This is a genomic window from Rhodonellum psychrophilum GCM71 = DSM 17998 (assembly GCF_000381545.1).
In the GTDB taxonomy this organism is placed as follows: domain Bacteria; phylum Bacteroidota; class Bacteroidia; order Cytophagales; family Cyclobacteriaceae; genus Rhodonellum; species Rhodonellum psychrophilum.
Map to the genome: position 1 here is coordinate 83111 of NZ_KB906681.1, position 21500 is coordinate 104610.

General features: G+C 41.6%; 14 protein-coding genes. 9 read left to right on the top strand and 5 right to left on the bottom strand.

Translation table 11 applies throughout. The annotated features are described in order from the left end of the window. Positions 1 to 468 precede the first annotated feature (468 nt). The 5 genes from ggt (at position 469) to F824_RS0114300 (ending at position 6229) form a co-directional block, all read left to right on the top strand. Positions 469 to 2166, top strand: coding sequence for a gamma-glutamyltransferase (gene ggt / locus F824_RS0114275; RefSeq protein WP_019598591.1), 1698 nt, complete (start codon positions 469 to 471; stop codon positions 2164 to 2166). 361 nt (positions 2167 to 2527) lie between these two features. Continuing rightward, positions 2528 to 4075 carry an amidase gene (locus F824_RS0114285; RefSeq protein ID WP_139189840.1) on the top strand — a complete coding sequence of 516 codons (1548 nt, stop codon included), beginning with the start codon at positions 2528 to 2530 and terminating at the stop codon, positions 4073 to 4075. A gap of 193 nt (positions 4076 to 4268) precedes the next feature. Further along, a complete protein-coding gene (locus tag F824_RS0114290; RefSeq protein ID WP_019598594.1) occupies positions 4269 to 4793 on the top strand; it encodes a nuclear transport factor 2 family protein in 525 nt (174 codons plus the stop codon). A 104-nt stretch (positions 4794 to 4897) separates the two neighbouring features. After that, entirely contained in the window at positions 4898 to 5224 is a 327-nt protein-coding gene (locus F824_RS26660) for a RidA family protein (RefSeq protein ID WP_236613268.1), read from the top strand. 72 nt (positions 5225 to 5296) lie between these two features. Beyond that, the gene (locus F824_RS0114300) at positions 5297 to 6229 is read left to right on the top strand and encodes an NAD-dependent epimerase/dehydratase family protein (RefSeq protein WP_019598596.1); all 933 of its coding nucleotides are present in this window, start codon (positions 5297 to 5299) and stop codon (positions 6227 to 6229) included. A 326-nt stretch (positions 6230 to 6555) separates the two neighbouring features. Here F824_RS0114300 and F824_RS0114310 read toward each other — a convergent pair whose 3' ends face one another. The 3 genes from F824_RS0114310 to F824_RS0114335 all read right to left on the bottom strand — a co-directional run bounded on the left by F824_RS0114310 (position 6556) and on the right by F824_RS0114335 (position 10435). Then, a complete protein-coding gene (locus tag F824_RS0114310) occupies positions 6556 to 7608 on the bottom strand; it encodes a formylglycine-generating enzyme family protein (RefSeq protein WP_026333722.1) in 1053 nt (350 codons plus the stop codon). A 346-nt stretch (positions 7609 to 7954) separates the two neighbouring features. Continuing rightward, positions 7955 to 8902 carry a bestrophin family protein gene (locus F824_RS0114315; protein WP_316928729.1) on the bottom strand — a complete coding sequence of 316 codons (948 nt, stop codon included), beginning with the start codon at positions 8900 to 8902 and terminating at the stop codon, positions 7955 to 7957. Between the two features lie 609 nt (positions 8903 to 9511). After that, positions 9512 to 10435: a LysR family transcriptional regulator gene (locus tag F824_RS0114335; RefSeq protein WP_019598603.1), complete on the bottom strand. Its 924-nt coding sequence runs from the start codon at positions 10433 to 10435 to the stop codon at positions 9512 to 9514. Positions 10436 to 10529: 94 nt separating this feature from the next. Here F824_RS0114335 and F824_RS0114340 point away from each other — a divergent pair, with 94 nt between their 5' ends. From F824_RS0114340 to F824_RS0114355, 3 genes are all read left to right on the top strand, one after another. Continuing rightward, entirely contained in the window at positions 10530 to 11966 is a 1437-nt protein-coding gene (locus tag F824_RS0114340) for an NADP-dependent isocitrate dehydrogenase (RefSeq protein WP_019598604.1), read from the top strand. Between the two features lie 502 nt (positions 11967 to 12468). Beyond that, positions 12469 to 12939 carry a carbonic anhydrase gene (locus F824_RS0114350; RefSeq protein WP_081624997.1) on the top strand — a complete coding sequence of 157 codons (471 nt, stop codon included), beginning with the start codon at positions 12469 to 12471 and terminating at the stop codon, positions 12937 to 12939. A 25-nt stretch (positions 12940 to 12964) separates the two neighbouring features. After that, entirely contained in the window at positions 12965 to 13927 is a 963-nt protein-coding gene (locus F824_RS0114355) for a sodium-dependent bicarbonate transport family permease (RefSeq protein WP_019598607.1), read from the top strand. A gap of 532 nt (positions 13928 to 14459) precedes the next feature. Here F824_RS0114355 and F824_RS0114360 read toward each other — a convergent pair. Both F824_RS0114360 and F824_RS27525 read right to left on the bottom strand, forming a co-directional pair. Next, on the bottom strand, positions 14460 to 15710 hold the full coding sequence (locus F824_RS0114360) for a serine hydrolase domain-containing protein (protein ID WP_236613242.1): 1251 nt from the start codon (positions 15708 to 15710) through the stop codon (positions 14460 to 14462). Positions 15711 to 15946: 236 nt separating this feature from the next. Continuing rightward, positions 15947 to 16309 (bottom strand): hypothetical protein, encoded by a 363-nt coding sequence (locus F824_RS27525; protein WP_139189842.1) that lies wholly within the window; start codon positions 16307 to 16309, stop codon positions 15947 to 15949. A 38-nt stretch (positions 16310 to 16347) separates the two neighbouring features. On the opposite strand from F824_RS27525, the gene F824_RS27220 reads away from it, so the two are divergent. Continuing rightward, complete coding sequence (locus tag F824_RS27220) at positions 16348 to 21237, top strand: PAS domain-containing protein (protein WP_019598610.1); 4890 nt, start codon at positions 16348 to 16350, stop codon at positions 21235 to 21237. The last annotated feature ends 263 nt before the right edge of the window (positions 21238 to 21500 follow it).

Genomic DNA, 21500 nt, shown 5'->3' on the forward strand with positions numbered 1-21500 from the left:
GTTCATTTTGGTAAATAAATACCTGATTGAGACAATTGCGATGAACGCATAGCTTTGTTGAGAAATTCACTCCCCGATCAAAAAGTGTTAACCAAGGAATAGGAAGACGGCTTCAATGCTAGTATGGAATTACGTAGTTTTAAGCCGAATTCTAAGACATCGAAAAAGTAACGTAAAGCAGCTAACTTGATTAAGTTAGATGGAAATATGCATTCCGTTTCCAAATGAGATCGAAACTGCAAGAAGATCAGACTAATGGGAGACTAATTCCTGACACCAATGGAGTGAAGTCAAAAACGATCATCAACTAACTAAAAATCAGTTAATTATACTATTGAATTGAGTTCGAAATGCATAAAACGGGTTTAAAGTCATCTACAAATCATATTCACCTTGATATTATGGAGAACATGCTTTGAGCAAGGAGGCAAATGAAATGGAAGCCATTACATTATTTAAAAAAACAAAATGAAGAAATCTAAATCCCTAATAATTTTATTCATAGGTGTTGTCTCGCACTTCCTCTTTCACTCCCCCCTCGAGGCCCAAACCTACGGCAAAAACGGCATGGTGGTCTCGGACAACGTCCTGGCCTCTGAAGTGGGAATTGACATTTTGAAAAAAGGCGGGAATGCCATCGATGCGAGTATTGCGACTGCATTTGCCTTGGCTGTGACACACCCCGAGGCAGGAAATATCGGAGGGGGCGGGTTTATTGTTTTGATGAAATCGGATGGGAAGGTCACTACTTTTGATTTTAGGGAAAAAGCACCTTTGGGCGCAACTCCTGACTTGTTTCAGGATGTCTATGGAAACCTGATCGTGGGCTCCAACCATGAAACCATCAAAGCGGTTGGGGTACCCGGAACTGTTGCCGGATTGTATCTTGCGCATCAAGAGTATGGGAGTTTGCCATGGGCCGAATTGGTCCAACCGGCAGTTGCCCTTGCAGAGAATGGATTTCCGATGACTTGGGGTTTGTACCAGGTGGCCTTGAGGATGTCCGAATTGGATGATTCATTTGAGTTTATGAAAAACTACTTTCAGAACGGGGAAGGCGCTGTTGTGCAACCCGGAGAAATCTGGAAGCAGCCTGCATTGGGCAAAACGCTTTCTCTAATCCGTGACAAAGGTCAGGATGGTTTCTACAAAGGAGAAGTTGCGGAGGAAATCGAAGCCTACATGAAAGCCAATGGAGGAATCATCACCAAGGAAGACCTCGAGAAATATACCGCCATAGAACGCGAACCCTTAAAAAGCAGGTACAAGAACTTTGACATTTACACCATGCCTCCACCAAGTTCAGGCGGTGTGGCCTTGATTGAAATGATGAACCTGATGGAATTGGCCGACCTCAAAAAGATTGAATTCAATTCCACGGCGTATGTGCATTTGGTAGCGGAAGCGATGAGAAGGGCTTTTGCTGACCGGGCCGAACATTTGGGAGACCCCGATTTCAACCCTGACATCCCTGTTGACAAACTTATCTCTAAGGAATTTGCCAAAATGCGATTTGACAATATCGACTTGTCCAAAGCATCTTTGAGCGATTCATCCCTGTATGGACAACTTTATGACGGCAGCAGCACAACGCATTTTTCGGTCGTGGACAAGGACGGGAATGCAGTTTCCATGACCTATACGCTGGAGCACTCTTATGGGGTAAAAATGGGTTCCTCCAAACTGGGTTTTATCTTCAACAATGAAATGGGGGATTTTAATCCTGTCGCAGGCCTTACCAACAGGGAAGGACTCATTGGCTCCAATCCAAACCTGATTGCACCTGAGAAAAGAATGTTATCCAGTATGACACCCACCATCGTGGCAAAAGACGATAAACCCTACCTCATCATCGGAAGCCCGGGAGGAAGGACGATTATCAATACCGTTTTTCAAACCGTGCTGAATGTATTGGAATTCGACATGAGAATCGACAAAGCCATCGAGGCCATGAAGATCCACCACCAATGGCTGCCTGACGAAATCAGGTATGAAAGACACCTCCTGTCCCCGGATACCCGGGAAGCCCTTGAAAAAATGGGACATCAACTAAGGGCCGTAAACAATTTGGGCGTTTTGATGGGCATCACCTACGATCCAAGGCTGAAGGTGTATGTGGGGGCGGCTGATTCAGCCAGTAATGATGGCGCAGCCGTTGGGTATTGATTGACGTCATTCCCTGCTCCTAAAACCAATACCTAAGTTTTGGCCCCCAGTTCCTATTCTTCGAAAAGGTGAAATTAAAACAACCAACGTACCCTTGACGAAACCCATTCAAACCATGAAAGTCATCAAGCCTAGGGTTCCTTGAAATGGAATGAAATCTGAATAGATATTGGAGTGGAAAACGTAAAAGCCTGACTGCCGCTTGGAGGATAAACCTGAATTTGAACAGTATCTGGTTGGCGACTTGGGAAGGGCTTTTCTTTCCAGCATCCACTTTAGCAAAAGGACGCATCAATTGGATGGTTTACAAAGCAAAATCGACTTGTTTTTCCAGGATTAGTTTTAAATTCAAATGTATTAAATGAATCTATTCGTTTCAGCTATGAATTTCACCAAAAAAATTGCCATTTGGCTTTTGACCCTGAGCCCCTTCTTTGGATGCGAATCTCCAAAAAAGGAATCCATCAACCTTTCAGAACTCACGATCTCAGATATCCATAAAGCGTATCAAAGTGGGAAATTCAACAGTCAGGAATTGGTACAGGCATATTTGGATAGGATAGAGAACATGGACTCGGCAATCAATTCCATCAGCATGATCAATCCCGAAGCATTGCAAATTGCGAAAGCATTGGATGAAGAGTTTCAACAGACAAAAACGCTTCGTCCACTACACGGTATTCCCCTTATCGTTAAGGATAATATCAATACAAAAGGTTTACCTACTACTGCAGGGTCCTTGGCTTTGCAGGATTTTTATCCGGAGGAAGATGCCTTTATCATCCAAAAACTGGTAGCCGCCGGAGCGATTGTCATCGCCAAATCCAATATGGCCGAATGGGCTTTCAGCCCCATGCATTCGGAAAGCTCGACCGTCGGAATCACCAGAAACCCCTATAATCTCGATCATGTTCCGGCCGGTTCAAGCGGAGGGACAGGGGCCTCCATTGCTTCCAATTTCGGCACCATTGGCTTGGGCACTGATACGGGAAATTCCATCAGGGGACCTTCTTCACACAATGCATTAGTGGGTTTCCGGACTACATTGGGCTTGGTCAGCAGGGAAGGAATAGTACCATTATATCTCAGAAATGATGTTGTAGGACCCATGTGCCGAACTGTCGAAGATGCAGTGAAAATGCTAGAAGTCATTGCCGGATTTGATGCCAAAGATCCTTTAACCCGATATTCTGAAGGTAGAACCTCTTTCAATTATACACAGTATTTGGATAAAGATGGTTTGAAAGGTGCGAGGATAGGGGTGTTGAAAAACCTGCTTGGAGACAATATGGATGAGGAAGTTAATATACTGTTTGAAAAGGCCCTATCTGATATGGCGAATCTGGGAGCAGCCATTGAGTATGTAGAAATCCCTGATTTTGACCAGCTCAGTCAAGATCAGTGGTGTCCGACATTTCGCGTGGACCTGGAAGATTTTCTCAAAACCTACGTAAAGAGGGATACGACCAAAACATTGGAAGACATTATGCGCATCGGAACGCATTCAGCCTACACCAAAGGTAGGATGGAGCGCCTGTCCACCAATACACTCCGTCGGGAAAATCCCGCTCTCCCCTGTGGAGATGCCTATACAGACCTCAGAAGAGTTGCATTCCGGGAAGCTATCGAAAAGAAAATGGAGGAACTGCAACTGGATGCTTTGGTCTATCCGACCTGGAATAACAAACCTGCCAGGATCGATTTCTTTGAAGAAGAGTACAAAGGGGACAACAGCCAGATTGTCTCTCCCCATACCGGGCAACCGGCTTTCACGGTTCCTATGGGATTTACATCCGGAAATCTGCCTGCAGGCTTACAGTTTTTGGGAAGGATGTATGATGAGCCGGTTTTGATCAAGCTGACCTATTCCTATGAACAGGGAACCAAGCACCGGAAATCACCGAATTAAAACAAAGCGAAAAAACAGCTGGATTTCTATTGTTAGAAATCCCAAATCTTTGTGCGCTCTTCGGAAATTTTTCCCCGTCATTGGGACAATAAATCAGTGCATCTGTCCATGTTCCTTTTTATTTTTTATTGATTTTCAGGTAATTAGGAAGAATTTAAAAAAATTCCTTCACACTATTTTAAACTAATCTGCGATGAAAAATTTAAAAACAATTTTGGCCTTGGCTTTGGTCTTCATGCTGACACCTTTCATTTCCGACGCACAGGAAATGGCAGTGACCTTGGAATTTCAAAATGCCGAAACAGCACTGGAGGTCGTAAAGAAATATACCAAGGCACTTCAGTCAGGTGATGTGGCCACTATGGATGCCCAACTTGCTGCAAATGCAATGGTCTATGGTTTGGGAGGAGGCTTAGACTCTTTGACAAAGGCCCAGCATACAGCCTATTACACCAATAGTACCAATAAATTTAAACACAGCCTTTCGGGAGAGCTTTTTCTTCCTGTCAAAGTCACCAACAATTGGAACGAAGGGGAATGGGTTTTGTCGTGGGGTACCAATACCATTACTGACAAGACAACTGGAAAAGTGATAACAGTTCCCTATCATACTGCGGGGAGGATAATGGACGGTAAGATTGCATTTTTGAGGTATTGGTATGATATGTTGAATGTTTTGGAAAGTCAAGGGTATGAAATCAAGGCACCTTCTAAGTGACCCCAACAATCCAAAGCGCAATGACCTCAGCCATGGATTCAGAAAAGCCCGAATACTTTCATCTCAGACCTGAGGTAGAAAAAGCCTAAGGATACAGCCATGCCGTGAAGATTGGAAACAATATCAAAGTCTCCGGTGCGGTCAGCATGGATGATGAAGGCGCTCCCATGGCTGTTGGTGATTTTCTACAGCAGATGAAAAATTGTTATTCCGATCTGGACAAAATGTTGAAGGACTATGGATGTACTTTTGACGATGTGGTGGTGGAGAATTTCTTTACCACAGACATGCCGGCATTTTTAGAACATGCGGCCTATCGGAATACCATCTATCCCCAGCAGTTTCCAACCGGATCCTGGCTCGAGGTCAAAGGTTTGGCCTTGCCGGAATTTCTGATTGAGATCGAATTGGAAGTGCAATGTAATGCATGAATAGAGCCTTCAATGGAATTTTTAAAGGTAAGCCTAAACCTTGCGGATTTTTAAAACCCTAAACAATCAAAAATGAAAACAGTAGGAATCATCGGAGGTTCAGGCTTTATTGGAAGCCACAACACCAAGAAATTTTTGAAAGAAGGATACCATGTAAAAGTGTCCACCACCGATATTTCCAAGGTGGAGAAATACATACATTTAAAGCATTTGCCAAACGCGGAAAACCTGGAACTTGTCGCTTTGAATGTTGAAAACAAATCAGAACTCGAAGGATTTTTGACTGGGTGTGAAATCGTCATCCATGGCGGCACGCCTTTTCAGCTTGCAGTGAAGGATCCCAAGACTGAATTGTTTGATCCGACCGTGAAGGGTACCGAAAACTTTCTGGATGCCACTCAGAAAACTCCCGGAATCAAGAAAGTGATCATTATAGCATCAGTTGCAGCTTTCAATACCGATTTTCCTCTTCCGGCAGGAAATAAAAACCCCGGTGAAACCTTCGATGAATCAGACCTCCCCTTCTATGGCGAAGAAAGCCATCCCTATGGACAGGCAAAATTCCTTGCCCAACGCACCGTGGAACAGTTTATCGCATCGCATCCCCATCTGGATTTTGAAATAGTAACGGTATCTCCTGTATTGGTTACCGGCAAGTCATTGTCCAAAAGGGAAGATTCGACCTCCACGGGCATTCAATTCCTGTTCAAAAACAAGATTGCCCCTGATCCATTCTTTCAGGGATTTTATGACAATGATATCGAGTTTGCGATGGTGGATGTGGAAGATATTGCAGAGGGGATTTTTCAGGCGGCAACCAAAACAGGCTTGCATGGAAAAAATTACCTGCTGACAAGTGAAACCTACCCGGTCTCTGATATCACCCGGATGCTCAATCATGAGGAACCCGGAAACCAACCAAAAACAGTCTATGCAAATACATTGGCCATAAATGACCTGGGAATCAAATTCAAAACCATTATGGAATCTTTGGGAGAATACTAAAACAATGACTGCTTATAATTTATTTACCCGTGTTCTGCATTAGACTTCCTAATAGGACTGTAACTACAAAAAAATCTGATTATTTGGAGAATAAGCAAAAGCGCCGAAATAGTGGGATCAAAAACAGTAAACAAGCAACTGATTCTTAAGCAATTTCAGTCCGAAATAGAATTGATAATGCAGAACAAGGGTTGAACCTTCAGCAAGTTTTGGAAGACGACGCTTCCTTTTATTGAGAGCAGTTTGAGGCATTTTTAATAGCCATCCTTGAATCCTTATCTTCCCAGGAACATTCCAAGGCTGGTTTCTCGGTTTATTGATTGCCATCACTCCGCATCCATTACACAGCGGAATCCAACATTGGAGGTTCCAGAATAGACATCCTGGCCCCTTCTGGCGCTCGGTCTGTAATTGATACAATAGTCATCTGCACAGAGAAATGATCCTCCTTTGATGACTTTTTCGATGGCATATGGATTTTCAGGATTGAAACATTTGGAGATGGCCGTATCCAAGGCCGGAGCGATGTTATTGGCACGCATAAAAGCGATGGCATCATACCAATTCGACGTAAGCTCCCAGACATTTCCAATCATGTCATACAGGCCGAAATTATTAGGGGCAAAAGAGCGGACCGGTGCAGTACCCTGAAAACCATCCAATTTCACATTCTCATGGGGAAAATCCCCCTGAAAAGTATTGGCTTTAAATTGTCCCTGTGGTGTCAATTCATTCCCCCATGGAAAACGGGTATTCTTCCCTCCCTTGGCTGCATACTCCCACTCTTCCTCGGTGGGCAGGCGCTTCCCAGACCAAACGGCAAAGGCCTGCGCATCTTCAAAAGCAATATGAACGACGGGATGGTTTTCCCTTCCATTTAAGTCAGAACCCAAACCTTCAGGATGCTTCCAATTCGCTCCCAATACCCACTGCCACCACTGGCTGATGTCGTCTAAGCGCACTGCTTTCTCAGGTCCAACAAAGACCAATGAACCTGGGACCATCAGGGATGCATCCGGTTTAGGGGTGCCAGGTGGAAGGGTTTGTTTCATCTCCTCCCAATCCGGGATTTTTTCGGCAACAGTTATATATCCAGTTTTTTCTACAAATTCGGCGAATTGCTTGTTGGTCACTTCTGTTTCATCCATCCAGAAATCATTGACCCTCTTGATCACCGCTGGCCTTTCACTCGGATAGGAGTTTTGGTCATTGGTCCCCATGGTAAAATCCCCCCCAGTGATCCACACCATTCCCGCAATGGACTTTTCAGGTGCTTGGGAAAGGTTGGCAGCCAATGGATCCTGTTGGTTTTTTCGCTGACAAGAACACAGCGCAATCCATAAACATAAAAAACAAAGGCTACTCGACAGGTACTTCATGAAAAGACATTTTATGAGAAAGGCATATCATTAATTTCTGATAAAGTTACCGATTCTGAATCATTTTCTAAGGGTCAAAACGCTCAAATCACAAGTCAATTCAAGCCAAACAGGCAGTAGATTTCTAAAAAGGGGGCTAAACCCGAAATATGCAATAGGTTTCCAAATGGGATTGAAACGGAAAGAAAATCAGACTATTGGGAGAATAATTCCTGACTCCAATAGGATGAAGTCTAAAATAGTCAACACCTAGCGGTGATGCAGATGTGGGATGAAAGAGGCCAAATTCCCAAAATTGTCTTCCATGGTCTTTTTCTGGATGCTCCTTTTCAAACCCGATCCGTCATTAGGTCAATATATCCTTGACATTCCTTTTTATGTTGTCCGCTATTTTTTCCATAGGAAGATCATTGATGTCTGTGCCAAAAGGGTCCTCGATCTCTTCTGCGATCAACTCCAAGCTCGCCAACACATAAAAAATAAACGCGGTGACTGGAATGGTGAAATAACCCAAGGAGAGCGCCAAACCAAAAGGAAGGGTAACAGCATAGATAAAAATGAATTTTTTGATAAAAGCACTGTAGCTGAAGGGAATCGGCGTGTTTTTAATCCGTTCGCAGGCACCGCAGATTTCTGTAAAGGACCGCATTTCATCATTGAGCACAATGAGTTGGTCTCCGGAGATAATCTTGTTCTTGTACAAATCATTGATCTTGAAAATCATGCTTTCGGCCACCTTGTTGGGTACGTGGGGATTGTTGTCAAAATCAGGGAGCTCCGGATGTGGTTTTTCATCCAACTGTAATTTGGTGCTTTCCTTTTGAAGGTGCTTGTGGAGTGCCGAGGCATAAAGCGGAATGACTTGCCTGAAAAATGTCCTTGATCCTTGGTCTTCTGCCGGTAAAAAAACCTTGAGTTTTATCGCCAGGTTTCTGCTGTTGTTTACCAAGCTTCCCCAAAGCTTTCGCCCCTCCCACCAGCGGTCATAAGCCGTATTGGTCCTGAAGACCAACAACATCGATATGGCAAAACCCAGAAGTGAGTGCATGATGGTGATGTCCTTGGCATAACTGTTTTCGGAAAGCTTAAGGTAATAAACCTCCAAATACACGATCCCCCAAGAGTACAAAGAAATAAAAATCAAGGTGGGGGCCAAAGTCATAATGGTTTCTGACTTTGTGATTCTGAAGATGGCTAAAATCCAATCCTTTGGGTTGTAATAAAACATGGAGGCAATCAAGAATGAACAATTCTGCGAATATAGAGTAAAAACAGACTGGAAATTAAGGCCCATGAAAAAACACTTTTTCCGCCATTGATTTCATAAATGACAAATACAATCTCTAATTCCAACAAATGGAAAAGCCAAAGTTCAATCCAAAACTCTTGTTCTGTGGATTTTCGATCGGACAAGCAGCATCATAATTCACAATTTTTTAGAAAAAAACCCAACTCCTCATGCCTCAAAAAAGACGGGATATAACGCTATTCAGAAATTATGAGAGTTGCGGTAATTGGCTTTGAAAGCGCCTACCGTGTCAACCAAACCCAAGGGGTATTTGATCTTCTCTGCCTGAACCAGTTTCCTCTTTGGAAGGATACTGCCCCAGATCCCTCCAAAATAGAAATGATAATTTGGAATTTTCCATAGGTTGGAATTCCCAAATCAACCTATTGGCTCCCTTGCCAAAATCCAGGCCCTAAACCCAGGAATATGCATTCCGTTTCCAAATGGAATCGAAACTTCCAGAAAATCAGACTATTGGGAACCAAATTCCTAACACCAATAGGGTAAGGTCAAAAATAGTCTCTACCCAATTCATTATCGGTAAATTACAAACTTCAATTGCGTCCGTAATGCATAAACCGGTTAAAGAGTCATCACCCTAATAGAGTCATCACCCTAATACTGTTCATACCAGCTGAATTTATCCTGAACGATTTGAGTTTTCTCCCTCCTTAAATAATCCAAAAATGAAGCCGAAACAGGAGAATGCTTCTTGCCTTTCAGCCAGATCAGGCTCCAAGTAGTGACAATCGGAAGACCTTTTATGGGGATTATTTGAAGTTCATGGTTGTGAAGTTCATTCTTGATGCCTATCAGCGGCATAATGGAATATCCCAACCCTGCCATTAAAGCTTGCTTGACGGCTTCATTGGAAGTCAGCTCCATTTTTTTCAAGACCGATATGGCATTATTTTGAAAAAAACTCTCCATAGTTTGTCTGGTTCCCGAGCCTTTTTCCCTAAAAATCAAGGGCAGGTCTTTAAAAATTTCTTTTGTTCCAATCCCCTTCTTGGCTTTGATGGCTGTACTTCCCACCAAGTACAATTTATTTTGAAGCAGATCAAGTTTCTCGATGTTCAGCGTGGCTGGCAAAATGGAAACGAGCGCAAAATCAACCTCATTGTTTTCCAAACTTTCCAAAACTTTGTTCTTGTTCGTGACATCCATCAACAAGGCTATCCCAGAATGCTCCTGGATAAAATCAGTAAGAAAATAAGGCATTACGTATTTCCCGGTTGACACCACGGAGATCTTTAACCTTCCCGTCAATTGCCCTTTATAGGCCAATGTTTTATAATTGATGGCATAGACTTGGTTGATGATATTTTCTGCCGCTTCGGAAATTTCCCTTCCGAAATCGGTGATGTAAATTTTTCTACCTACCAACTCTGTGAGTGGGATATCAAACTGCTCTTGAAATTTTTTAAGCTGAATGGATACAGCCGGTTGTGTGAGATGCAACTCTTCCGATGCCTTGGTAACGCTTTGCGTTTGGACAATTTTCAAGAATACCTGTAGTTGATGAAGGGTATAATTCATAAGTTATGTTTATGTATTTCATTACAAATATAAATAAAATATTATGCTTTTGAATGTTCAAATTTGCGGTGTCAAAAAACAAACTCGATCTAACATGACCAAGATAACAGTAGCAAAAGGCGATGGAATAGGGCCAGAAATCATGGACGCAACACTTGAGATTATTTTAGCGGCTGGTGCCGAAATTGAAACAGAAGAAATAGAAGTGGGCGAAAAAGTTTATTTGACCGGAAATACTTCAGGAATTGCACCTGAATCATGGGAAGTAATCCAGCGCAATAAAATATTTTTGAAAGCCCCTATTACCACTCCGCAGGGTGGTGGATACAAAAGTTTGAATGTCACTACCCGTAAATTTTTGGGCTTGTATTCCAATGTTAGACCCTGTATGAGTTTGCATCCCTTTGTAAACACAAAACATCCTGTAATGGATATTGTCATCGTGAGGGAAAATGAAGAGGATTTATATGCTGGGATTGAACACCAGCAAACGGATGAGGTTGTCCAATGCTTGAAATTGATCAGTCGTCCTGGTTGTGAAAAAATCGTTCGGTATGCTTTTGAATATGCCAAGCAACAAAATCGCAAGAAAGTAACCTGCTTTACAAAGGACAATATCATGAAACAGACAGACGGTTTGTTTCATCAAGTGTTCAATGAAATTGCCAAGGAATACCCGGAAATCAAGAACGAGCATTGGATTGTGGATATCGGTGCAGCCAAAGTGGCTGGATCTCCGGAAGAATTTGATGTGCTGGTCATGCCCAATTTGTATGGAGATATCATTTCAGATATAGCCGCCGAGATTACCGGCTCTGTGGGTCTTGGAGGATCTGCAAACATTGGCGAAGAATGTGCGATGTTTGAGGCCATCCATGGGACTGCTCCTGATATCGGGGGTAAGAATATTGCAAATCCTTCCGGCTTGTTACAGGGCGCGATCATGATGCTGAACCATATTGGTCAGACCAAAGTCGCAGAGAAAATCCAAAATGCATGGCTTGCCACACTGGAACAAGGCACACACACTTCAGATATCTATACAGCGGGAAAAAGTAAAACAAAGGTAGGAACAAGGGAATTTGCAAAAGCGGTAATCGCCAATCTTGGAAACAAACCTACCATTTTTAAACCCGTCACCTATTCCAACAATTCCGCACTCATTCTTCCAAAATACAAACGCAAACCCTCTGCTGAAAAGAAATTATTGGGTGTGGATATATTCGTACACTGGGAGGGTTGTGACCCAAATGAATTGGCCGAAAATCTTAATAAGATAATCCCCAGTGGACTTGAATTGTCAATGATTACAAATAGAGGCATAAAAGTGTGGCCGCAGGGATTTAAAGAAACTTTTTGTACGGACCACTGGAGATGTCGATTCAAGCCCAATGACAATCAAGAAATAAGCAAGGAAATTATCATCGCGCTCTTGACCAATGCGCTGAAGGAAAACATCGACACGATTAAAACCGAAAACCTTTATTCTTTCAATGGTAAGGTAGCCTTCTCGCTAGGACAGGGGCAATAAATAGCACCAAAGTCAAATTTAAAAATACACAAACCCTTTAAAAAATCATTATAAAGAATAATTTATTGAATTTATATCCATGAATGAAATAATTATATGATTAAATAATCAAATTAAAATATTACAAATCGAACCCTTTGTTTATCTCAATTTCAATTTATACTACAATTGTTTTTACACGAAAATCGCGAATCAAGATATCTTAAAATATGTAAAAAACAAAATATTATTTATATAATAAAACTGCTTTTACGCAAAAAACATCCAATGTATAAAGCAATTAATTTCTTGTGAAAAATATTTATTATTTAGAAAACCTTTCGGAAAACGCATGTATTTGGACTGTAAAGCCTGCTTTTACCAAATTGGATTGCCTTCCCTAATAGACTCCATCCCAAGGACAAGAAAAACATCAGCCCTAAAAAATATCCTCTGAAAAAAAAATTGTCATCTGAGATGATCGCCAAGAAAAAACAATACGGATTATCAAAACAAAAAAATCATGGCCAATCAATTATTCATAATTTGCCCTTTTTCGGGTATGGAATCATATTTGCAAAATAAATATGGGAAAAATATTTTCTTCATCACCTATTCTGGGGCTATTGTACAGCAGCAGGATTTCGACTATATGTTAGAGGTAAAATATTTGATATATAGAGAAAAAATCAAAAGGATTTATATAGTGAATGACACTTCATGTAGATTTATCAATGGGATTATCAAGAGAAATAAAACAATAGGTTTTCCTTCCCAAAAAGTAATTGAGGAATTGTATGTGGAGTATTATTTTTCAGATTTCAAAGACCAATCCTTATTCAACCAACAACAGAAATTAGCGGAGTTTAATATCAAAAATCAGGTGGATGAAATCATGAATTCAACCTTGTTTAAAGATTATATTCAGGAGTTTTCCATAGAAATAAAGGGACTCATCACCTCGAAAGAGAAGAGATTATTTAAGGAAATATAAAATAACAAGCGCAAAAACGAAATTCATGAATTACAACTTACTGATCGAAAACCTAACGAACCCTGCATTACTTTTTTTTGTGCTTGGTGTCATCGCCGTATATTTAAAAAGCGATTTAGAAATACCAGCAAATTCCTCGAAATTTATTTCACTGTATCTCCTTTTTGCCATCGGTTTTAAAGGTGGTCAAGAATTGTCCCATGAAGAATTTACCTTAGAAATTGGCTGGTCCATTTTGTTTGGGATTTTCATTTCTTTGCTTATCCCCTTGTACACTTTCTTTATTTTGAAAAAAAAATTGAGTGTCTTCGATGCAGGGGCTATCGCTGCGGCTTATGGCTCGGTGAGTGCCGTTACTTTTGTAACTGCTGTTTCCTATCTTGAAGCGCAGCATTTGACGCTCAACGGGCACATGGTGGCCATCATGGCATTGATGGAGTCCCCGGCAATAATCATGGGATTGGTGCTTATCTCGGTTTTCAATAAAGATGAAAATGAGAAAATTAAAAAGCGAACGGCTATCCGACACTCTTTTACAAATGGCAGTGTATTGCTGATATTGGGAAGTTTAATCATTGGCTTCATGGCCAATGCTGAGCAGGCGGAGGGAATCAAACCATTCACCAATGATTTATTTAAGGGTTTTTTGGCTATTTTCTTGTTGGATATGGGCATTACGAGTGGGAGAAAGCTTAAAGCATTCTTTTCCTTTGGGTCATTTCCACTCATTTTCGCAATCTTGATTCCATTGATCAATGGAGGCATCATTGCAATTTTAAGTTCTTTTGTCACCGAAGACATCAGCAATCGATTTATGTTTGCCGTTTTGGCTGCCAGTGCCTCTTACATTGCGGTTCCCGCCGCCCTAAAAATATCTGTTCCCAAAGCAAATCCGGGGCTTTTCTTACCAATGGCCCTTGCCATTACCTTCCCGGTAAATATTACGATTGGAATGCCTCTCTATTTATTGATTGTTCAAAACACCTGATTGGTTGAATCCGAAATATGCATTTGGCTTTCTTAGGATATGGAAACCAAAAGAAAATCAGACAACTGGGAGACCAATTCCTGATACCGACATGGTGAAGTCAGTAAAAATAAGCAACTGACTAATTATCAGATAAATATAGTATTGAATGGCATTCGAAATGCATAAAACGGGTTGAAAAAATACTGGTTCAGGTAGTGTTACTTTTAAAAACAATTCCCGCAAATCTTTTATGAAAAAAACAAATCCATAAATCACCAACTATTAATTCCGACCCTAGGCTTTTAGCCCCTGATATGCATTCCCAATTCAACTCCAGCTTAAAATGGCTTGACGATCTTCAGTAGTTTGCTGTTTATGAATTCACCATATCAGTACTACTACCTATTCTCCAAATGGTCTTCGTTTTTTGCTGTTTCAAGTCCAATAGGAGAAGTACTACACTCAAAGTATTGGCAATAAAGAATGAAGAAAATTTGGTTCTGGTCTGAGAGGGAAAGACTCCGCTCCCATTCCTCGGGAATAAGAAAGGTCAACTTTTATTCAAAACATCTATTTCCCCTTCTTTGCCATTCTTGTTTTCAGCTGTGTCCGTTGGGGGAAGGATGGGATAGAGAAAATCCTGAAGGTCACTCAAGAATTTCAAGCTGCCATTGGCCACATTGCTCAGGATAATGATGGTGCTGTGGTCTTTTGGATTGCGCAGGAGGTAGGTGTTGTAGCCATGCCACAAGCCTCCGTGGTACCATACAGGGTCACCATTTTTTAGCGTTTTTATCCGCCATCCAAATCCATAATCTTCCTTCCCCTTCTTTTCGCTCTGATCGAAACCGGTCAAGGCCTCCTCCAAAATATTCCACTTCACCAGTTTATTGGAATACAAGGCTTGGTCCCATTTGTACAAATCCTCAACAGTGGAGTACATTCCCTTGTCACCAAGTACAAAATCAAGGTAATCCGGCGATCTTTTTCGTTTGTTGCGGGTGTGGCCGATGGCAACATTTTCTGAGGGAAGGTCTTCCCTGAAGGTAAATGTGTTGGTCATTTCCAATGGTCCAAATATATTCTCCTCAAGAAAAGTGGCAAATGGTCTCCCCGAAGCCCTTTCCACGATCGAGGCAAGGAGTAAATACCCTGTATTGCTGTACTCGTATTTCAAGTTGGGCTGAAAGTAGGCTGCCGGCTGATGTTGGGCAAAAAGGTTGATGACATCCTCGTTGGTGATGGGAATGGTCCTGTCGGGCCAGAATTTATCACTGAAATAGGTGTAATTGGATAGACCGGACCTGTGGGTGAGCAATTGCCGGATCGTAATGCCTGGGTAAGGAAAATTGGGGATGAATTGCTGGATATCATCATCGTATTCCAGTTTTCCCCGCTCTTTCAGCATCATGATGGCCATGGCTGTAAATTGTTTGGAAACAGAGGCCAGTTGGAAGGCTGTTTCCATTTTGAGGGGTTGCTTTCTCGCAAGGTCTTTATAGCCAAAAGCCCCCTTGAAGATGACTTCATCGTACTTTGTGAAAAGCACAGTCCCGTTAAATCCCTTTTTTTGATGCAAAAAGTTGAAGATGGAATCGAGCTGGTTTCCCAAAGCCTGCGCACTTTCCGGGGTAAAAGAAGCAGGTATGCTTATCTTCTGCCGATCGGCCTCTTCCGCCGCCAAAACTTGGAGCAGGGAATCCTGATAGGCTATGGACGCATCATTCTGGCTATCTGAAGGGTTGGTCTGGCAAGCATAAAAGGAAAGGAGGCAAACAGAAATAAGGAGGAATCTCGACAAGGGTAATTTTAAAGAAAGCAAGTGCATGTGTGAATTTAGGGTAAGCTATATTTTTTGCAAAAATAAGGGATCCTATTGGTTTTTTTGGGTGAATTCAAAAAAAAATCGGATATCCTTACCTCTACTTATTCCACAATAAACGGGCCCAAGCCAATTGTAGTATCACCCTTCTCGACAAAGTTTTTGAAATACAGGTGCACAAAAAAAGGAAAAGATAATGCGCCAGAAAACAATAATCAGGAGACCATCATCGAGAGACCAAATTTCACTATACTGATTTTTTTGACTGCGCCAAGCCATTTTTGTGGTACCCAAAATTTAAGAGTCGCCCCTCTGCCATTTATGGTGGAATTCCAGATTTTGACCAAGCGACAAAATGCATAAACTGGACTGAAAACATCCCTTCCTAGAAGTGGAATATGGGCCAACCCCAGGAACTGATCTGCCTGAAAATCAAAGAGACCTAATAAACACGGTAAAAAAATCCACAAAGACCTAAAATCCCGCACTCCAAAATATTCTTTTTTTAATTGAGCCAAAAAATAAATTAATTGGGTTGAAATTGTATTTTTAAAAATTATTTTTTGGATTTTAGACAAAATTCAAAAAATTTTGAATTCGATTTTGAGTTGTGACAATGGAAAGAAAAATAGGTTTACCGGAAATACCTAGTAATGAAACAGAAAGGCTCAATGCACTTGCCTCCTATCACATTTTGGACAGCTTCGAAGAGGTGGATTTTGATTTTTTGACGAGGATGGCCTCAGAGATTTGTGAAACCGAAATTTCTCTGGTCAGTTTTGTGGATTCAGAGCGGCAATGGTTCAAATCCACTCATGGACTGAGCCAAAAACAAACCAGCAGGGATGTTTCTTTTTGTGCCCACGCAATCCATCAACCCGATGCCCTTTTTGAAATTCCCAATGCCAAGCTGGACCAAAGGTTCAAAGAAAACCCTTTGGTGACGGGATTTCCCAATTTGACATTCTACGCAGGTTACCCTTTGGTCACTCCTGATGGTTTTGCTATCGGAACCTTGTGTGTACTCGACCAAAACTCAATGTCGCTTACCGAGAGTCAAAAAAACAACCTGAAAGCCTTGGCCAACCAAGTGATGGCGCTGCTGGAACTCCGGAAAAAAAACCTGGAATTGGAAGCAAGCAAGGAAAAGCTGAATTCACAGATCCAGAATACTCCAGGAACGACCTACAGCAGTCTTTACGATGAGGATTTCACCTTCACGTTCGTCAGTGAGGGCATCAGTACGCTCACCGGCTATCCACCCTCTGACTTTATAAAAAGCAATATCCGGAATTTTGAAAGTATCATTTCACCACCAGACAGGGAAAAAGTACGGCGCCAAATCACCGACGCCATCAAACAAAACATGCCTTGGGAGCTGGAATACAGAATAATAGACAGTCAAGGAGAAATCAAGTGGGTCTTTGAAAAAGGATGCTTCTCCAAAGGTGAAAGTGAGAATGAAGGGATTTTGAATGGCCTCATCATTGATATCACCAATAAAAAAAGTGAAGAAACGCTTTTCAAGTATATCTTTGAAAATTCACAGGGATTGGTTTGTGTCCACGACCAAGAGGGAACGATCACCAAAATCAACCCTGCAGCCACCGTTTCCTTGGGATATGACCTGAATACGGTTTTGGGTAAAAAGCTCCAGGATTTTATCAATCCCCATGACCTGCCCTTCATGGACAGTTACTTTTCAGAGATCTACGAAAAAGGAACGCACAAGGGAGTGCTGAGGATCATTGCCAAAGACGGCAGCAACAGGTATTGGGCTTATCAAAATAGCCTCGCTGACTTTGGCGGACAGACCCAGATGGTTATTGCCAACTGTGTGGACATCACAGAAAAAACAAAGACGGAACAATCGCTAAAAATCACGGAAGAACGGCTAAGCCTGATCGTCAAAACCATCGGCGATGCATTTTACCTCTACAATTGCCTGACAGAAAAATACGAGTATTTCAGCCCCAACAGTCAAAAAGTAATCGGAGTGGATCTCAAATTTTTTGAGGAAGGCAAAGATTTTACCGATCATTTTGTCCATAATGACGACAAAGAGCTTTGTAAAAATGCCCATCAGAATCTTAAGTTGGGGATTGCCTTTGACCTTGAATACCGAGTGGTCATGGATGGTGAAACCAGGTGGCTAAAAGAAAAGGCCTCACCCATTATGGACAGGGAGATGCACATCAAAAAAATCACCGGTAGAGTTACCGACATTACCGACAGAAAACAAACCCAGATTGAACTTGAAAAAACCAAGGAAACCCTTGAACAAGCAGGTCAAATAGCCAAGTTAGGGGCTTGGGAGATGGATCTTTTGACTGAAAACCTTCATTGGTCCCTCATGACAAAGACCATCCATGAAGTTCCAGAAACCTTTATTCCTGATTATGAAAAGGGAATCAACTTTTACAAAAAAGGCCTAAGTAGGCTTTTGATCACACAAGCCTTTAAAAAATGTAAGGAGCATGGGGAAAGCTTTGATCTGGAGGCCCAGATCATCACCTCAAAAAGAAAGGAAAAATGGGTCAGGGTTTTAGGCAAATCTGAATTTAGGGATGGGCAGTGTATCCGCATCCATGGGACATTTCAGGACATTGATGAAGTCCATAGAAAATCAATTGCTTTTTTGGAAACCACCCAAAAACTTGAAGGGATCTTAAATGGAATTGAAGATGTGATTTGGGCGGTAAAATTACCCACTTATGAGATGCTTTATGTCACTCCTTCAGCCGAAAGACTCTTTGGTATCTCTGTCGACGAATGGATGAATGACAGTTCATGGTGGGAAAAATCAATACATCCCGAAGACAAATCTATAATCGCACAAATCTACTCGGATCTTGAAACAAAAGAGTCCTACGAAGCGGAATACAGGATAATAACGAAAAATGGAAACATCAAATGGATGAAAAATACCGGAAAAACCATTTTTGATAAAAATGGAACGCCTGTAAGGCTGGATGGAAAAACATCGGATATCACCCAGGAAAAGAACGCCGAAGAGGCCCTAAAAAAACAAACCGACCTTCAAAAAATCCTGATCGATATGGCTGCCCACTATATCAACATCGATTTATCCCAAATTGACACTGGAGTAAATGACTCCCTTCAAAAGCTGGCAACCTTTGTAGAAGCCGACAGGGTTTATGTTTTTGATTATGATTGGGAAAGCCGAACTTGTAAAAACACCTACGAATGGTGTGCAGCGGGTATCGCTCCCGAAATAGAAAACTTGCAGGAAATCCCCTTGGAATACATGGGGGATTGGGTGAACAGCCATATTAACAATGAATTCACTTTCATACCGGACGTTGAGTTACTTCCCGAGAATGATGGCGTCAGGCAGATTTTGGAACCTCAGAACATCAAGAGCCTCATTACCATCCCCATCATGGACAAGACCGCATGTCTTGGATTCGTGGGTTTTGATTTTGTCTTAAAGAAAAAATTGAATTTTGAGGTCGAAAAATCATTGTTGATGGTTTTTGCCCAGATTCTCGCCAATCTTAAGCTGAAGTCTCAACTCGAAAAAAACCTGATTCAGGAAAAGGAAAACGCAGATACCGCCAACAAGTCCAAATCAGAATTTCTTGCCAACATGAGCCACGAAATCCGGACTCCGCTCAATGGGGTGATTGGCTTCACGGATTTATTGCTCAAAACCCCACTTTCACCTGTCCAAAAACAATATGCCGACAATGCAAACACCTCCGGTAAAGCCCTCCTGAATATCATCAACGATGTGCTGGACCTATCGAAAATCGAAGCCGGTAAATTAGAACTCGAAATTGTCCATACGGACATTTATGATCTGGTCTCACAGAGTGCGGACATCATCAAATACCATTCTGCTCAAAAAGGCTTGGAATTGCTATTGAACATCTCCCCCACCATGCCAAAATTTGGAGAAGTGGATCCTTTCAGGTTGAAGCAAATCCTCATCAATCTGTTGAGCAATGCCGTCAAGTTCACCTCTGATGGTGAGGTGGAAATCAAAGTCGATTTCCAGAAGATTGATGCATTCCACGGAAGCTTCGGCTTTTCGGTTAGGGATACTGGGATCGGTATTTCAGATTCCCAAAAACAAAGATTGTTCAAGGCCTTTTCCCAAGCGGACAGCTCCACGACAAGACGATTTGGAGGGACGGGCTTAGGCCTGACCATTTCCAAACTACTGGCCGAAAAAATGGGGAGCCAGATAGAAATAGAAAGCGAGACAGGTGTGGGATCTACATTTAGTTTTTCGATCATCACCAAATTCAAAGAGGACGAGCCTAGATCAAATCAGGAGAAAATCCCTATTAAAAAGGTCTTGGTCATCGATGACAATGACAAAAACCGACTTATCCTCGAGCATAATTTTGCCTATTGGGGGATTGAATACGTGGGTTGCGACAATGGTTTGTCTGCACTGAAACTATTGGAAAAGTCCCATGATTTCGATTTGGCCATCGTGGATTACCACATGCCTTTTATGGATGGTTTGACTACGATTAGATTGATCCGCGAAAAATTAAAATTGACCCCTGAATTGTTCCCTGTCTTTTTGCTCCACAGCTCCATCGATGATCTCAAAATCAAGGAGGAATGTAAAAATCTAGGCGTTCGGTGCAATCTCACAAAACCCGTCAAAGCGGATGAATTGTTTAAATTCATCACCAACATCAACAAAGAACTGCCTTCAAGCGTAGTATTCCACTATCCAGAATCGGAAAACAAAAGCATCAATGATGGGGAATTGACCGTCTTGATCGCGGAAGACATCAGCATGAACATGCTCCTGATCCAAACGTTGGTCACCAACCATCTCCCCAATGTGAAAATAATCCCATGTAAAAACGGAAGACTTGCAGTGGAGGCCTTCACACAAAACCAAGTTGACCTTATTTTTATGGATGTGCAGATGCCTGTACTCGATGGCTTATCTGCAACCCGGGAGATAAGGGAATTTGAGAATGAAAAAGGCTACCATACCCCAATCATTGCCTTGACCGCGGGTGCCTTGAAAGAGGAACAGACCAAATGCTTTGATGCAGGTGTGGATGATTTCCTATCCAAACCGATTGAACCTGAAGCTTTGGTGTTGGTACTGGAAAAGTACTTAGGGAAAAATATAAAGGAAATTGAACATAAAGTTATGAAAGTAGTCTTTGAAGTAGAAAAAAGTTTTCGCAAGCAAGACCTGTTGGATCTTATAGACCACAATTTACCGCTTTACAAGCAACTCTTGGAAGCTTCCCTGGAATTTGAAACCCAAATAGAAAGCTTGCGCCAAAACATAAAGCATCAAAACAGAAGTGGAATCAAAGCAGACAGTCATGGCATAAAAGGGTCATCACAATCCATTTCCTTTCTGGAACTGTACAAATGGTCAAGAATCATCGAGGAAAAAGCCGATGGAGACATCGGCGAGTTGGAAGAGTATTTTGAAAACATCGCTGCTGAATGGATCCACCTCAAAAAGGTGATCGAAAATGAATTGTCAGAGTTATAATGCCTTCTTTAAGAACTGATCTTAAATAAACATGAAATTATATATCCAATTTACTTTCAATTTCCTACAAGCATTAATTCCGAAAAAAATTAATTTAACTGCTTATTTTACACCGTAAAAAAATGCACATCTATATAGGTTAATGCATTATAAAATTATAATAATAGAGACCGAAACTCTACTAAAATATATTTATTTATTGTAATAATTATTTATAATTGAATAATACTTAGTTTCGGTTGTTGAAATCAAAAAAATCCCTA